This window comes from Clostridium sp. Marseille-Q2269, from assembly GCF_943736985.1.
GTDB lineage: Bacteria > Bacillota > Clostridia > Clostridiales > Clostridiaceae > Clostridium_F.
Genome location: NZ_CALSFS010000001.1, coordinates 545371 through 562330, shown reverse-complemented (window position 1 = coordinate 562330; position 16960 = coordinate 545371). Strand labels below are relative to the sequence as shown.

17 protein-coding genes are annotated in these 16960 nt (G+C 26.8%); all 17 read left to right on the top strand.

The genetic code is table 11. From position 1 onward, the window contains the following. Positions 1-26: 26 nt before the first annotated feature. The 17 genes from NGI68_RS02480 to NGI68_RS02400 all read left to right on the top strand — a co-directional run bounded on the left by NGI68_RS02480 (position 27) and on the right by NGI68_RS02400 (position 16702). Positions 27-938, top strand: coding sequence for a ketopantoate reductase family protein (locus NGI68_RS02480; protein ID WP_251859901.1), 912 nt, complete (start codon positions 27-29; stop codon positions 936-938). 141 nt (positions 939-1079) lie between these two features. Further along, positions 1080-1712: a cyclodeaminase/cyclohydrolase family protein gene (locus NGI68_RS02475; RefSeq protein WP_251859900.1), complete on the top strand. Its 633-nt coding sequence runs from the start codon at positions 1080-1082 to the stop codon at positions 1710-1712. After that, positions 1712-2557: a bifunctional 5,10-methylenetetrahydrofolate dehydrogenase/5,10-methenyltetrahydrofolate cyclohydrolase gene (locus NGI68_RS02470; RefSeq protein WP_251859899.1), complete on the top strand. Its 846-nt coding sequence runs from the start codon at positions 1712-1714 to the stop codon at positions 2555-2557. The genes NGI68_RS02475 and NGI68_RS02470 overlap by 1 nt, the downstream gene beginning before the upstream one ends. Before the next feature lie 358 nt (positions 2558-2915). Beyond that, positions 2916-3710 carry a Cof-type HAD-IIB family hydrolase gene (locus NGI68_RS02465; RefSeq protein WP_251859898.1) on the top strand — a complete coding sequence of 265 codons (795 nt, stop codon included), beginning with the start codon at positions 2916-2918 and terminating at the stop codon, positions 3708-3710. 245 nt (positions 3711-3955) lie between these two features. After that, positions 3956-4096, top strand: a complete 141-nt coding sequence (locus NGI68_RS02460; protein WP_251859897.1) for a hypothetical protein — start codon at positions 3956-3958, stop codon at positions 4094-4096. 191 nt (positions 4097-4287) lie between these two features. After that, entirely contained in the window at positions 4288-5049 is a 762-nt protein-coding gene (locus NGI68_RS02455; RefSeq protein WP_353505339.1) for a hypothetical protein, read from the top strand. A 90-nt stretch (positions 5050-5139) separates the two neighbouring features. Next, entirely contained in the window at positions 5140-5949 is an 810-nt protein-coding gene (locus NGI68_RS02450) for a ZIP family metal transporter (RefSeq protein WP_251859895.1), read from the top strand. Between the two features lie 407 nt (positions 5950-6356). Next, on the top strand, positions 6357-6794 hold the full coding sequence (locus tag NGI68_RS02445) for an RrF2 family transcriptional regulator (protein WP_251859894.1): 438 nt from the start codon (positions 6357-6359) through the stop codon (positions 6792-6794). A 206-nt stretch (positions 6795-7000) separates the two neighbouring features. Continuing rightward, positions 7001-7930, top strand: coding sequence for a cysteine synthase A (cysK, locus tag NGI68_RS02440; protein ID WP_251859893.1), 930 nt, complete (start codon positions 7001-7003; stop codon positions 7928-7930). Between the two features lie 36 nt (positions 7931-7966). Next, the gene (locus NGI68_RS02435; RefSeq protein ID WP_251859892.1) at positions 7967-8635 is read left to right on the top strand and encodes an amino acid ABC transporter permease; all 669 of its coding nucleotides are present in this window, start codon (positions 7967-7969) and stop codon (positions 8633-8635) included. A 30-nt stretch (positions 8636-8665) separates the two neighbouring features. Then, positions 8666-9478 (top strand): amino acid ABC transporter substrate-binding protein, encoded by an 813-nt coding sequence (locus NGI68_RS02430; protein ID WP_251859891.1) that lies wholly within the window; start codon positions 8666-8668, stop codon positions 9476-9478. A gap of 102 nt (positions 9479-9580) precedes the next feature. Next, positions 9581-10711: a cysteine desulfurase family protein gene (locus NGI68_RS02425; protein WP_251859890.1), complete on the top strand. Its 1131-nt coding sequence runs from the start codon at positions 9581-9583 to the stop codon at positions 10709-10711. A gap of 156 nt (positions 10712-10867) precedes the next feature. Further along, the gene (gene larE, locus NGI68_RS02420) at positions 10868-11668 is read left to right on the top strand and encodes an ATP-dependent sacrificial sulfur transferase LarE (RefSeq protein ID WP_251859889.1); all 801 of its coding nucleotides are present in this window, start codon (positions 10868-10870) and stop codon (positions 11666-11668) included. Between the two features lie 43 nt (positions 11669-11711). Beyond that, positions 11712-12782, top strand: a complete 1071-nt coding sequence (gene mnmA / locus NGI68_RS02415) for a tRNA 2-thiouridine(34) synthase MnmA (RefSeq protein WP_251859888.1) — start codon at positions 11712-11714, stop codon at positions 12780-12782. A gap of 226 nt (positions 12783-13008) precedes the next feature. Beyond that, entirely contained in the window at positions 13009-14226 is a 1218-nt protein-coding gene (locus tag NGI68_RS02410; protein WP_251859887.1) for an IS701 family transposase, read from the top strand. 413 nt (positions 14227-14639) lie between these two features. Then, positions 14640-15359: a LytR/AlgR family response regulator transcription factor gene (locus NGI68_RS02405; protein WP_251859886.1), complete on the top strand. Its 720-nt coding sequence runs from the start codon at positions 14640-14642 to the stop codon at positions 15357-15359. Next, positions 15356-16702, top strand: a complete 1347-nt coding sequence (locus NGI68_RS02400) for a sensor histidine kinase (protein ID WP_353505338.1) — start codon at positions 15356-15358, stop codon at positions 16700-16702. The genes NGI68_RS02405 and NGI68_RS02400 overlap by 4 nt, the downstream gene beginning before the upstream one ends. The last annotated feature ends 258 nt before the right edge of the window (positions 16703-16960 follow it).

The following is a 16960-nucleotide window of genomic DNA, read 5'->3' as shown; positions in this document are numbered from 1 at the left end:
CAAGTTAATAAATATGGGGTGAGAGTATGAAAATTGCTATAATAGGATCTGGAGCTATGGGATCTTTATATGGAGCTTATTTACATAAAAATGGTGAAGATGTTTATTTAATTAATACATGGGAAGAGCATATAAATACTATAAATAAACAGGGATTAATAATAGAACAAGGAGAGAAAAAACTAAAATTTTATCCTAAGGCACTTGTAAATTCTAAGGGTATAGGAATAGTAGATTTGGCAATTATCTTTGTAAAATCCACAAAAACTGAAGAAGCTATTTTACAAAATAAGAGTATAATAGGAAAGAATACTTATGTTTTAACACTTCAAAATGGGTACGGTAACGGAGAAAAGTTAGAAAAATATATAAATAAGAATAAAATAATAATAGGGACTACGGGGGAAGGCTGTACTACAGTAAGAGCTGGACATATAAAGCATGCAGGCTCAGGAGATACTTATATAGGTATGTTCTCTGGGATAGAAAATAATATTTTAAAAGATTTAGAAACTATTTTAATTAATAGTGGTTTTAGGACATATATAAGCAAGGAGCCTAAAATTCTAATTTGGAATAAGCTAATTATAAATGTAGGAATTAATGCTATTACAGCTATTTTAAGAATAAAAAATGGAGACATTTTAAAAAAAGAATCTACAATGAAAATTATGAAATCTGCAGTTATAGAGGCAATAGAAGTGGCTAATGCTAAGGGTTTTGATTTTAATTGTGAGGAAATGATAAAAAAAGTAGAACAGGTAGCTTTAAAAACAGCAGAAAATAAATCCTCTATGTTGCAAGATATTTTAAATAATAAAAAAACAGAAATAGAAACAATAAATGGAGCAATTATAAAAGAAGGTAGAAAATTAAGCATAAATACATCTGTAAATGAAATATTAACTAATTTGATAATTTCCTTAGAAAATAAATAAGATCTTATAAAATTAATAAAATATAAAATAATATAATAATATAGTTATAAAAAATAATGTATAATATAAGATATATAAGACTATCAAATATAATTAATATTTGATATAACAAAAATAAATTAATAAGGTAGGCGGATTTCTATGCTAGATAAAAGTTGTAAAGAGTTTGTAGATATGCTATCTTCTAAGGGAGCAGTGCCAGGCGGAGGCGGTGCTTGCGCCTATGTAGGAGCTTTGGGCATGGCTTTAGGTAATATGGTAGCAAATCTAACTATAGGAAAGAAAAAATATAAAGATGTAGAAGATGAAGTAAGGGAAATATTAAAACAAGGAGAAATTTTAATAGAAAAATTAGAATCATTAGTTAACAAAGATGCTGAAGCATTTTATCCATTGTCAAAAGCCTATGGATTACCTAAAAATACAGAAGAAGAAAGAAAGTATAAAGATGAAGTTATGGAAAAGGCTTTATATGAAGCTAGTTTAGTACCACTACAAGTAGCCAAATGTGCAGCAGAAACTATAGATCTTCATTATAAGTTGGCTAAAATAGGAACACGAATTGCAATAAGTGATGTAGGAGTTGGAGTATTGTTTTGTAAGACAGCTCTGGAGGCTTCTAAATTAAATGTATATATAAATACTAATATGATGAAAAATAACGATGCAAAAAATTCATTAGAAGAAGAAATTAGTACATTAGTTTCAAAGTATTCAACTAAAGCAGATAAAGTTTATAGTTATATAGAGAATTTAATAAGGGGAAATGAATAGTGAGTAAAATATTATATGGAAATGAAGTAGGTTTAAAAATAAAAGAAGATTTAAAATTAAGAATAGATAAATTAAAAGAAAAAAGTATTATACCTAAGCTTGCTATCATACGCATTGGAAATAAACAAGATGACATTGCTTATGAAAAAAGTATAATAAAAAGTTGTGAAAAGCTAAATATAGAAGTAAAAGTACATGAACTAAAAGAAGATATATTACAAGAAGAATTTTTAAAATTAATGGAAATTTTAAATAATGACAAATACATTCATGGTATATTAGTATTTAGACCATATCCTAAACATTTAAATAACAATATAATAAATTCTTCTATATCATTAGAAAAAGATGTAGATTGTATGAATCCTTTAAATCTGGAAAAAATATTTGAAGGAAATTTAAATGGATTTATGCCTTGTACTCCGGAGGCTGTAGTAGAAATATTAAAGCACTATGATATAGATTTAAATAGCAAAAATATAGCTATTATAAATAGAAGCATGGTAGTAGGAAAGCCTTTAGCTATGATGGCTTTAGCTAATAATGCTACAGTTACTATATGTCATTCTAAAACTAAGGATTTACCAGCTATAACTAAAAAAGCAGATATAGTAGTAACAGCTATAGGGAAAGCTAAATTAATAAAAGAAGAATATTTTAATGAAAATTCTATAGTTATAGATGTAAGTATAAATGTAGATGAAGATGGGAAATTATGTGGAGACGTAGATTTTCAAAATGTAGAACATAAAGTAAGTGCCATAACTCCAGTACCAAGAGGAGTTGGAAGCGTTACAACTACCTTACTATTAAAACACATAGTAAAGTCAGCAGAAAAACATTAAACTATAAAGTTAATAAATAAAAGCAAAGCTTATTTTTTATATTAATAAATATAAAAAATAGGCTTTAATGTTTATATTTACAATATCTTAAGTTATCAATAAAATTTATTGATAACTTAACATTGTTCAAAAATCCCATGCATTTACATAAGGTTTTATAATGGTTTAATTATTATAATATATTATTTTTAAAAATAATATATGTTGTTAATTTTTAACACAAAGGTATTTAAGGTGAAATTAAACAAATATTTTAGTTATGCTATAATATAAAAGGATAAAAAATATATTATTAGGATATACAAAGTAGCATGTGATTTTCAAATATAAAATCACCATAATACAGAGGAGGAAAAACATGATAAAATTTATAGCTACAGATTTAGACGGAACACTAGTAAATAGTGATGGGAAAATATATAACAAAGTATTCAATTTAATAAATGATTTACACAAGAATGGAATAAAATTTGCAGCAGCTAGTGGAAGATTTTATTCTCAATTAAATGAAAATTTTAATAATGTAAAAGAAGGTATGATACTTATAGCTCATAATGGAGCACTTATAAAATATAATAAAAATGGACAAACTCTCTATGCCAATTATATAGATAAAAAATATATAAAATCAGTGGAAAATTTAAAGAGAAATTTTGGAGAAGAGTTGATTTTGGCAGGAGAAAATGAAGCGTTGGTTGTTAACCCATCTCAAAGTATTAAAGATGAGTTTAGTTTTTATAACGTACCTTATATAGAATACAAATCTTTTGATGATATAGATCAACCTGTTCAAAAGATAAGTTATTATGTTAAAGATGGTATTAAAGCTAATATGACGGATTACTTAAAAGAAAATTTAGATAAAAACCTTCAATTTGTAGCTTCAGGAGATAAATGGATAGATATTATGAATAAAGAAGTAAGTAAGGGTCATGCAATAGAAATACTTCAAAAAAAGTTTAATATAAATAAAGATAATACTATGGTTTTTGGAGATTATTATAATGATATAACTATGTTTAATCAGGCTTATTATAGCTATGCTATGGAAAATGCACCAGAGGATGTAAAGGAAAAGGCTAAATTTATAGCTGGCAACAATAATGATAATGCAGTATACAAAACTATAAATAAATATGTAGGCATGTGCTAATTCAACAACTACCAAAGTAGGCGTGATACAAAACACCCTTTGTATTAAATAACTAAATATAATAGCATTTAATATAAGTTCATATTGATTTTTTGATTTCTTATATTTTTTACAGTAGCTTTAAAAAATCTTTTCCTTATAATTTATTATCCATTAAAAATGTAAAGTTATATTATATAAAAATAATATGAGAACATTTTGAGAATAATATATAGTGAATTTAAATAATATAAGGAAGTGATTATATGAGTAAGAACTCTGATATAAAATCTAAAAATCAAAGTGCAATAAACAATAGTGAGAATAGCAAGAACTCTACTACAGGATATATGGATAGAGGAAATTCTAGCAAAATAGCAGCAAAACAAGGAATTAGAAATAAATAAAAATAATAAACCTACTGATAAATTATCGGTGGGTTTTATTAATATATAATAAAAAGCGTTGGAATTATTATATTTGGGTAAATATTAGCTAACTTTAACATATATATATAATAAAACCAAATGGCGTATAAAAATATGGAAATAATATAAGAATAATTATATTTGGCAATTAAAATTTAGGAGTGAAAATATTGATAATAAAAAATATAAAAAGCAATGCTATTAAAATATTATTAACCATAGATTTTATAATATATTTATTTATTTTAGTTATGGATTTTTTTCAAATTCAAAGTTTATACAAATATTCTTCAAATATAAAATTTATTAGTATAGTTATTTGCTTTGCCATCACCTTATTTATATCTAAACATAACATATATGATAGAGTAGATATAACTATTTTAAGACTAGCTTTATTTTTTACAACTGTAGCAGATTTTAATATGGTTATTTTACAAAATAATAAGGTAGGAATTTTATTTTTTATCATTGTGCAGAGCCTATATATAATACGACATGGAAGGTTTATAGATATAAATGGACAGGTACAATATAAACATAAAGATATTTATATGTTTATATTGTATATATTTATATTTGTTTTTATAAAAAATATAAATATATTTTCAAGGGAAAATACTATATTATCTTTGGCTTTAATGTATACATTATTGCTTATTCAAAGCTTAATAATAGCTTACAAAACATTTAATAATAATTTTTTTAAACCTGTAACCTGTAAAATTATAAGTATAGGTATTACCTTATTTTTTCTATGTGATTTAAATGTGGGTTTTTCTAATATTAGCTTTTATTTATTAAATATACAACATATTAAAAATTTAGAAAATATATTTTTACCTTTAATCTGGTTTTTTTATCTTCCAAGTCAGATATTAATTAGTTTAAGCGGATATAATATAGATCCCAAAAATAAAAGTAAATATTGATTATGCCAATATTACATGATAAAATCAAAATAAGAAATTATCAAGTAATAATTATTATTATATATTAAAAAGTAGAGAGAAGGTGATACTATGACTTGGTTTAAAGAATTGAATCCGATTATGCAGGCACTATTAGCTACATTCTTTACATGGGCCGTTACAGCATTGGGAGCTTCATTAGTGTTTTTCTTTAAAAATATAAATAAAAAAGTATTAAATGCTATGCTAGGTTTTGCAGCAGGAGTAATGATTGCAGCTAGTTATTGGTCACTTTTAGCACCAGCCATACAAATGTCTGAATCTCAAGGAAAAGTTGCATGGATACCAGCAGCAGTTGGTTTTTTATCAGGAGGAATATCTTTAAGGATAGTAGATAAAATTCTTCCGCATCTTCATATAGGTAAGGATAAAGAGGAAGCAGAAGGTATAAAAACAAGTTGGCAAAAAAGTGTTTTGTTGGTTTTAGCTATAACTCTTCACAATATACCAGAAGGATTAGCTGTGGGAGTGGCTTTCGGAGCTGTAGGTGCTAATATAGAATCTGCATCTTTGGCAGGTGCCATAGCATTAGCCTTAGGTATAGGAATTCAAAATTTCCCTGAAGGTGCTGCGGTATCTGTACCACTAAGAAGAGAAGGGAATAGCAGATTAAAGAGTTTTTGGTATGGTCAAGCTTCTGGAATAGTTGAACCAATAGCAGGTGTTATAGGAGCAGCTTCTGTACTGTTTATAAGAAACTTGCTACCTTATGCATTGTCTTTTGCGGCTGGAGCAATGATATTTGTTGTAGTTGAGGAACTAATTCCAGAATCACAGGAAGGAAATGATACAGATATATCATCTATGGGTGTATTAATTGGATTTACTGTAATGATGATATTAGATGTAGCTTTAGGATAAATACATTTAGCTAATAAAAAATACTATGATATAATAATTATAGCATAGTATTTTTTATATATATGCTTGGTGTATTATTAAGTGAACATATCTACATTAGATATGGTAAATTAAAAATTCAACTGAAAACACCCCTTTAATTTATAGCGAATATATGGGTAAGGAGGGCTTCCTAGATTTAATTTAGTAGGAGGTTTAAATCTAGAAAAATATTCACTATAAATCAAAGAGAGCTTTGTGTGGTTTCAATTAATTATATGTGATTGTTTCTTATGATAATAAGTATACAGCAAATGAAAATCAATTTCAATAGTAAAAGTGAAAAATTTTAAAAAATATTGACATATATTAATGAAAGTAATATAATCATAGTAAATAGATAGGAATACTATGAAAGAGGAGATTTTATGAAGATATCCACTAAAGGAAAATATGGAATAAAAGCTATAGTAGATTTAGCTATAAATTCTACTGAAGAAGTTGTTACTTTGAAAAGTATTTCTGAGAGACAAAACATATCGGAAGGATATTTAGAACAAATATTTTCCTTGTTAAGAAAAAATAATTTAATAAAAGGTAGAAAAGGAGCTCAAGGTGGTTATGTGTTAGAAAAGGATTCAGCACATATAACTGCAGGTGAAATATTAAGAGCTCTTGAAGGGGATCTATCTGTTGTAGAATTAAATGATAACTATTTAAATAATAGAATGGAAAAATCTATTAAAACAAATTTATGGGATAGAATTAATGAAAGTATAGAAAGAGTAGTAGATTCTATAACATTACAAGATTTAGTAGAAGCCTATAAAGCATCAGATAATGGAAATATAATGTACTACATATAATATTGTAGTACGGTTTATTTTAATATAAATACCTAGTAAACACATGTGAATAATTGGACTAAAAGGGGATGGTTTAATGTGTAGTCAGTGTATATTTTATAAAGAAACCGTAGAAATTAAAAACAAAGTTTTCAGTTTAAACCTAGCAAACTAATATGTGAACTCATACTGTATGTTAATAATAAACATTGAGAGGAGAAATAACTATGAAAAAAATATATAAAAATTTAACAGAATTAATAGGGAATACACCATTACTAGAACTTAACAAAATAAAAGAAGAAAATGAATTAAAGGCTAATATAATAGCTAAAGTAGAATATTTTAATCCAGCAAGTAGTGTAAAAGATAGAATAGCATTTGCAATGATAGAGGAAGCAGAAAAACAAGGATTAATAAACAAAGATACAGTAATAATAGAACCTACTAGTGGTAACACAGGGGTTGGACTTGCTTTTGTAGCAGCGGCTAAAGGATATAAACTTATATTAACCATGCCAGAGACCATGAGTGTGGAAAGAAGAGTTATATTAAAAGCTTATGGTGCAGAATTAGTTCTAACACCAGGAAAGGATGGAATGAAGGGAGCTATAGAAAAAGCAGTAGAACTATCAAAAGAATATAAAAACTCTTTTGTTCCACAACAATTTGAAAATAAGACTAATCCAGCTATACACAAAAAGACTACAGGGGTAGAAATTTGGAATGATACAGAAGGAGAAGTAGATATATTTATAGCAGGAGTAGGTACTGGTGGAACAATCTCAGGGGTAGGAGAATATTTAAAAGAAAAAAATAAGAATATAAAAATAATAGCAGTAGAACCAGAAGATTCACCAGTTTTATCAGGAGGAAATCCAGGACCACATAAGATTCAGGGAATAGGAGCAGGTTTTGTACCAAGTATTTTAAATACAGATGTTTTAGATGAAATAATTAAAGTGTCTAACACAGAGGCATTTGAATCAACAAAACATGTAGCAAAAACAGAAGGCCTATTAGTAGGTATATCTTCAGGAGCAGCAATATATGCGGCTATACAAATAGCTAAGAGACCAGAAAATCAAGGTAAAAATATAATAGTGTTACTTCCAGATACAGGTCAAAGATATTTATCTACAGGAATTTTTGAATAATAATTAATGATAAAACCATAGAATAGGAGAAAAAAATTGAAAATTTTTGATGAAAAATATTTATTACAATCAGTAGGAGTTCTTTTAAAATATGCTCATATAACTTTATCTATAGCTGTTTTATCTATGATTATAGCTGTTACATTAGGAGTTATATTGGCCATAATAAGAATGTATAAGATTAAAGGTATTTATAGAATAAGTGAAGTTTATATATCTTTTTTTAGAGGAACACCTATCCTAATACAGCTTTTCCTTTTTTACTATGGTATGCCTCAAATTATTCCCTCATTTAAAGAGATACCTGCATATATGGCAGTAGTAATTGCATTAAGTATGAATGGATCTGCTTATATGGCGGAAATAATAAGGGGTGCAATAATGTCTATAGATAGAGGACAAATGGAGGCTGCATTATCCTTAGGAATGACTGAATTCCAAGCTATGAAGAGAATAATTTTACCTCAAGCTTCTAGAATTGCAATACCTTCTTTAGGCAATAGTTTTATTGATCTTTTAAAAAGTTCATCTTTGGCTTTTACTGTAGGAGTTGCAGAGATATTATCAAAAGCCCAAATGAATGCAGCATCTAGCTATAGGTTTTTTGAAAGCTATTTAGCAGTAGCTTTAATATATTGGGGGATGATAGAATTATTTAATTTTATGCAAAGAGTATTAGAAACAAAAATGGCAAAAGCATATTAGGCTTAATATAAATACATGGAGGAAAAAACATTGAAAACAAATTATATAAAAAAATCATTTGTAAGTATTTTATTAGTTATAGCATTAGGAGTAGTATTAACAGCATGTTCTTCTAAAAATAAAGAAGCAGAAGGGAATACTACAATAAAAATAGGAACATCAGGACAGTATTATCCATTTACATTTGTGGAAAAGGATAGCAATAAAGTACAGGGATTTGAAATAGATATTTGGGAGGAAATAGGTAAAAGAACAGGATATAAACCAGAATTTGTAGTGGCAGAATGGACAGGTATTATGGGTATGTTGGATACAGGTAAAATAGATACTGTGGCTAATGAAATTACTGTTACAGATAAGAAAAAAGAAAAATATAACTTCTCAAAACCTTATGTTTATTCAGGAGTTCAGTTAGCTGTAAAAAAAGGAAATAATAATGTAAAATCTTTAAAAGATTTGGAAGGAAAAACTGTAGCTACTCAAGTAGGAACTAATTATTATAAGACTATAGAAGACTATAATAATAAAGGCGGAAATATAAAAACAAAACAATACAGTAGTTTTCCCGGAATGTTTCAAGATGTAGATTTAGGTAGAGTTGATGCTTTAATAGAGGATAGATTAGCATGTCTTACAAATATACAAAAATCAAAATTAAATTTACAATTAGCAGGGAAACCTATAGAAGAAATGGAAAATGCTTATCCTTTTGCAAAGAAAGAAGAAAATAAAGAAAGAATAGAAAAAGTAAATAAAGCTTTAGATAGCATGAGGAAAGATGGAACATTAGCAAAAATATCTAAAAAGTGGTTTGGAGAAAATGTTACAGAGAAAAGCAAATAATGATTTTATTCATTTAGTTTAATGTTATAAATATATAGTTAAAAAAATATTAATATAAAATGTATATTTACAAATAATAAAATAAAAAATAGTGGTGATTATATGAAAGACAAAATATACATGGATTATGCAGCAACTACTTATATAAAGGAAGAAGTATTAGAGTGTATGATGCCTTACTTAACAAAATACTATGCTAATCCTTCTTCTATATATAATATGGCTAATAATATAAGAGTTGCCATAGATGAAGTTAAGGAAGAAATTGCAGATTTTATAGGAGCAAGGTCAGATGAAATATTTTTTACATCTGGTGGAACTGAGGGGGATAATTGGGCTATAAAAGGAACAGCCTATGCGAATACAAGCAAAGGCAAACATATAATAACTTCTTCTATAGAACATCCAGCAGTTTTAAATAGTTGCAAATACTTAAAAGGAAATGGATTTGATGTAACATTTTTATCTGTGGATAGCTATGGTAAAATAGATTTAAATATATTGGAGAAAAATATAAGAAAAGACACAATATTGGTTTCTATTATGACAGCTAATAATGAAATAGGTACAATACAAGATGTAAAATCTATAGGTGATATATGTAGAAAACATAAAGTTTTATTTCATACAGATGCAGTTCAAGCTTTAGGGCACACGCCTATAAATGTAGAAGATATGAATACAGATTTAATGACTATAACAGCTCATAAAATATATGGGCCAAAAGGAATTGGGGCCTTATATATAAGAAAAGGAACAAAAATTCATAACCTTCTTCATGGTGGAAGTCAAGAAAGAGGAAAAAGAGCAGGAACGGAAAATCCAGCAGCTGTAGTTGGTTTTGGAAAAGCAATTTCATTAATAAAGGAAAAAGGCAAGTCTGACAATGATAGAATAGAAAAACTTAGGGATAAGTTTATAAATGGCCTTTTAAAGATAAAAGGTACAAAGATAAATGGTGCCTTAGGAAAAGAAAGACTAAGTGGAAATATAAATGTGAGTTTTAAAGATATGGATTCACAATTAATACTCATGATGTTAGATAATGAAGACATATGTGCTTCAGCAGGAAGTGCATGCTCAGCAGGGGCCTTAGAACCATCTCATGTACTTTCAGCTATAGGAATAGATGAAGATTTTTCTAGAGGAACTATAAGATTTACCCTAGGGGATAAAAATACAGAAGAACAAGTGGAGTATGTACTAGAAAAATTAAAAAAAATAGTAAAGTGAGTTTAAGACTCAGATTATATAAACTATTATATAGACCTATATAACTGAGTCTTAAAATCTTGTTATTATATGAAAATGTGTTTATGTATTATTTTTATAATATATATTGGAAGTCATATAAATGTAAAAAACAAGTAAGATGGGGATGATATGAAAATGAACTATAAGTATAATAATCTTATTAGTTATTTAAAAGAATTAGATAGTGTAGCAGTAGCTTTTTTTGGAGGAGTAGATAGTACATTATTGCTAAAAGCGGCAAAAGAAGCCCTAGGTGATAAGGCAGTCTCTATTACCATAGTGTCTCCTTATATTCCAAAATGGGAGATAGAAGAAGCTAAAGAACTTGCCCAAAATATAGGAGTAAAATCATATTTTTTAGAAGTACCAATGATTGAGGAAATAAGGTTTAATCCAGAGGACAGATGCTACATATGTAAAAAAGGTGTATTTAGTAAAATAAAAGAATTAGCAAAAGAAAAAGGTATTAAATATGTAATAGATGGAACAAATGTAGATGATACTAAAGATTATAGACCAGGTATGAGGGCTTTAAAGGAATTATGCGTGAAAAGTCCATTGTTAGAAAACTCTATAAATAAAGAAGAAATAAGAGATTTATCTAAAGAGCTAAGTTTAAAAACTTGGGATAAACCAGCTTATGCATGTCTTTTGTCTAGAATTCCTTACAATCAAAAAATAAAAGAAGAAGATTTGGATAGAATAGAAAAGGCAGAACTATATATGATGAAATTAGGGTTCAGAGCTGTAAGAGTAAGAAGTCATGGAGATTTAGCAAGAATAGAAGTGCCCCAAAAACAAAGAGGGAATTTGCTTAGAGAAGAAACTTTGGATAAAGTATCAAAAAGTCTTAAAGATTTAGGATTTAAATATGTTACTATAGATGCAGAAGGTTATAAAATGGGAAGTTTAAATGCCCAAATAGATAAAAAGTAAATTTATTATCTATTTTTATAGAATTATAAAGGAGGTGTATATTTTGAAAAAGAAAGTTTTAGTTGGTATGAGTGGAGGAGTAGATAGTTCGGTAGCAGCCTATCTTTTAAAACAGCAGGGCTACGATGTAATAGGCGTAACTATGCAAATTTGGCAAGATGATGAGGAATTTGTAGAAAAAGAAGGGGCATGTTGCTCTTTAAGTGCAGTAGCAGATGCTAGAAGAGTAGCTAATAAAATAGGTATACCTTTTTATGTTATGAACTTTAAAGATGCTTTCAAAAAAAATGTTATTGATTATTTTGTAGATGAATATATGGAGGGTAGAACTCCAAACCCTTGTATAGCCTGTAATAAATTTATAAAATTCTCTTCTTTCTTAGATAAAGCAATAGAAATGGGTATAGATTATGTCGCTACAGGACACTATGCTATCATAGAAAAGCAAAATGATAGATATGTGATAAAAAAATCAGAAGATGATAAAAAGGACCAAACTTATGCGCTTTATAATTTTACACAGTTTCAATTGGAGAGAACATTGATGCCGTGTGGACAATACAAAAAAACTAAGATTAGAGAAATAGCTAAGGATATAGGTTTTAGAGTGCACAATAAAAAAGATAGTGAAGAAATATGCTTTATACCAGATAATGATCATGGAAGATATATTAAAAATAGATTTCCAAACAGAGTTAAAGAAGGAAAGTTTGTAGATAAAAATGGAAATGTTTTAGGTACACATAAAGGAATAGTTTACTATACTATAGGTCAAAGAAAAGGATTGGGTTTAGCTTTAGGAAAACCTATGTATGTAGTAGATATAAATCCTTTTAGAAATGAAGTAGTATTAGGAGATTTAGAAGATCTTTTAAATACAGAGCTTATAGCTAAAGATGTAAATTACATACCTTTTGATAGTTTAAAAGAACCTATGGAAATAGAAGCTAAAATTAGATATTCACAAACACCTTCAAAGGCATTACTAATTCCTATGGAAGATGGCAGGGTAAAAGTAAATTTTAAAGAAAAGCAAAGAGCTATAACTAAAGGTCAATCTGTAGTTTTCTATAAAGGGGATTTATTAATAGGAGGAGGAATAATAGAAAAGTAAAAAATAAAAGAAGTTCTCAAGATAGAGGTACCATTTTAATCTTGAAGACTTCTTTTTTATTTTAGTATATTTGAATGTAGTTGTTTACTGATTTTAGTTATTAACTTTAGTTATGCAAAATAAAAATCTAAATTGGTAAAACTACCAAAAAATAAATATGGCATACTTTCTCTCACTGTGTTATATAAAAGTTACCATACAAATATAAACACAGGAGGTAAAAAGTATGCCAAGTACTAATATTGTATCCATTAATAATGAACTTTACAATTACTTAAATGATGTAAATTATGGAATGTCTAAGCCTCAATTTAATCATTTAACCAATATTGCCAATGGATTAATTAATTTACCTGGCACTAAAACTTTATCTGAAATTGCTAAAAATGTGTTGCATTCAAAAGACAAAAGTTGTATTTATAGATTTTTAAGCCATTCTAAATGGGACCATAGTCTTCTGAACAACAATAGAATTAGCTATTTAAACTTTTTCCTTGAGCATAATATTAAACCTAAATCCGTAGGGTTTTTGATTATAGATGATACTGTAAATCCCAAGAAATCAGCAAAGAAAATGCAAGGATTATCTTATAATTACTCTCATACAGAAGACAAAAATATTTGGTCACATTGTGTGGTTACTTCAAATTTTGTTGTAAATGATAAATCTATTCCTTTACAATATAAACCTTACTATAAAAAGGAATTTTGCAAAGATTTAAATAAAAATTTTAAATCTAAGATTGATATTGCAAAAAATTTTATAACTTCTTTTAAAACTCCATCTAATTGTGAAAAAATGTATTGTCTTATGGATTCATGGTATACAAATAATAATTTAATAGAAGCATCTTTAGCAAAGGGCTACCACCTAATAGGAGCAATTAAATCTAACAGAAAAATATCTCCATTAGGAATTTCAATGCAGTTATCAAAATTTGAAAAATTCCTTAGTCCTAACACCTTAGACCTTGTTACAGTTGAAGGTAAGGACTATAGAGTATATACCTATGAAGGTAATGTTTCTAAATTCCCTTATGCTAAAATACTTATTTGCTATGAAGTCACCCATGATGGATTCAAGAACCCAGTATATTTGCTGTCTACCGACATCTTATTAAATGCAGAAACTATAATTAAATATTATTCTCACAGATGGACTATAGAAACTTCATATAAATATTTAAAAAGCAATTTAGCTTTTGATAAATATAGAATGCGTAGCATTTTGTCTATAGAACGATATTTTCTTATAGTATTCTTAATCTATAATTTTTTAGAATTATTTAGAGTTAGTTCCAACCACGGAGATTTTAAGACTATAGGTGAAACTCAGAAATATCTAAACAGCCTGACGGCAAAAGCACTTGTGTGCTTTATATATGAAAAATCAAAACAGAATATTGAACTAAAAGATATTTTATGTGAGCTAAAAATCCCTTAGAGTTTTTAAAAATTCATCATATAAAATTGGGCAAGTGTTTTCATATTATATGGATAATATATCATAATAAGTATAATATAGTCTCAATAGGTAATTTAGCTTTTGAAATTGCCTAACTAAAGTTATTAAGTTTCATTATAAATTTTTTTAATAAGTATTATATAAGCAAATTAAATTGTAGCAAAATGGTTTAATGAAGTGAGCAATAAATTCAAAATTGATGATTATTATTAAATGTGATACCATTTATAATATCAATACGCTTGTAATATGTGTATGTTTTCCTATATTATATGCATAAAGGACATTATAATAATGAAAATATAATTAATGCAAGTGATTTTTATAATATAATTGATTTAAAGTTTATATAACAATAATCAAAACTTTAATGTTAAGTAAGGAGAAAAATAATGTTAGAAGTAATGATTTGTGAAGATAATGAGGTTCAAAGGGGAAAGCTTAAGCAACTTGTTGAAAATACTATTTTAAGGGAAAAGTTAGACTTAAATATAGCTATTTCCACAGGAGAGCCAAATGACATAATAAGTTATATAAAAGAGAATAATAGTACAGGAATATATCTTTTAGATGTAGATTTAAAAAGTGATATAAATGGTGTAAAGCTTGGTGAAAAAATTAGAGAACTAGATTCTCTAGGATATATAATATTTACAACCACTCATTTAGAAATGAGTTATTTAGCTTTTAAATACAAAGTAGAAGCTATGGACTATGTAATTAAAGATGATGATGACTTTAAAAATAGGGTAAATAGCTGTATTATTAAAGCTTATGATACTTATCACAGGCAACAATATAAAGAAGAGTATATTTCAATAGATACAGACACAAGGGTAATAAATATTAGACCAAGGGATATTTTATTTGTTGAAACTACAGGAACTCCCCATAAAATAAGAATACATGAGGAAAATAGACAGATTGAAATGTATGCTAATTTGAAGGATATTCAAAATAAGCTTCCACTTAATTTTTATAGATGCCACAAATCATATATTGTAAATAAAGATAAGATTAAGGAGATAGATAAAAAACACAACAAGATAATTATGATCAATGAAGAAGAGTGTTATGTTTCCTTTAGATATATGAAGGGATTGTTGTTATGACTTTAACTGTTTTTTTTGAGAGGATATTACGTTATTGGATTATACCAGCAATATTAAATAGTATTTTATGTTGTATTTCAATATACATGTTATATAAAGATGCTAGAACTATAAGTGGTTTTAAAAAGAATTTTATGGTTTCTTTTGGAGTGGGAATGGCTGTAGGTACTGGATCTTACATGATAATACTTCCTATATTGTCCATTATAACCATTGTTCAACTAAAAAATAATAAAAATCAACTAAAGATATTAATAACTATTTATAGTGTATATTTTGGAAATACAATATATACTTTAATATATACATTTTCAGGGGTTAACTTATATTATAATAAATCATTAAAACATGTATTAATTCAATTTATAATAATGCTATTTGTTATATTATTATCATGTTTAATTATAAATAGTATCTTATTAAATATAAAAAAACAAATTGCATCAGAACAAATAAGATTTAGAATAATAATAGGAATAGGTATATTAGTAACTATTATGATATTTTCAATTTTTATATTTAATAATACATCATTAATAGGAAATAAAAAGATAGAATTATTGATGGGAAACTTTGTTCCAGAAGTTCTACCTTTAATATCAATTATAATCACAAGTATCATAGTTTACTATTATGATAAGGGTGTTGAGTATAGAGTTAAGCTAATAAGAGAAACAGAAGAAAAAAATGAAATAAAAGAATATTCTCATATGGTAGAGGATATGTATAGCGAGACTAGAAGATTTAAACATGATTATATGAACATGCTAGTACCTCTTAAAGAATATATAGATAGTGAAGATATGAAATCACTTAGAGAGTTTTTTTATAACAATATTATTGACATGGATAAAAGTATAAAATGGAGCAATAGCAATATAGATAAACTTAAATATATTAAAGTTTCTGCCTTAAAAGCAATATTATCAACAAAACTTATAAAAGCATTGTCCATGAACATAGATATAAGTGTTAATATTGTAGAGAATATTGAATATGTACAAATGAATGTAATGGACTTGTGTAGAATAATAGGAATATTAATGGATAATGCTATTGAAGCTTCAATAGCATGTGAACATCCCAAAATAAGTATAGTTGTGGCAAATAAAAATAATTATGTGGTCATAGCCATACATAATAATTTCTTTGGAGAAAAGCCTTTAATACATAAAATATATAAAGAAGGATTTTCTACTAAAGGTAAGAGGCGAGGGCTTGGTTTATATACAGTGAAAAATATTATAGATACAAAATATGGAAATATATTTTTAGATACATCTATTGAAGGGAATACATTTATTCAAGAAATATGGATAAAATATATAAAAGGAGCATCTTAATTTAAGATGCTTTTTTATGTGTTATTTAGATTTTTATAATAAATATCATTTTGCATGCGTACTGTTAACTATATCTAAAATATATTTATTGAGTAGAAAATCAAAATTTTATTTCATAAGCGTGAAGTTTCATTTCATGACCGTTGCTATTAAAATATTGGTGAAAAAATTTAATAACATTTAAGAAAAATGAAAAAACACGATATATAATTTTGATAATATATTACTATAATTAAACATAAGGAGGTATAAATAAAA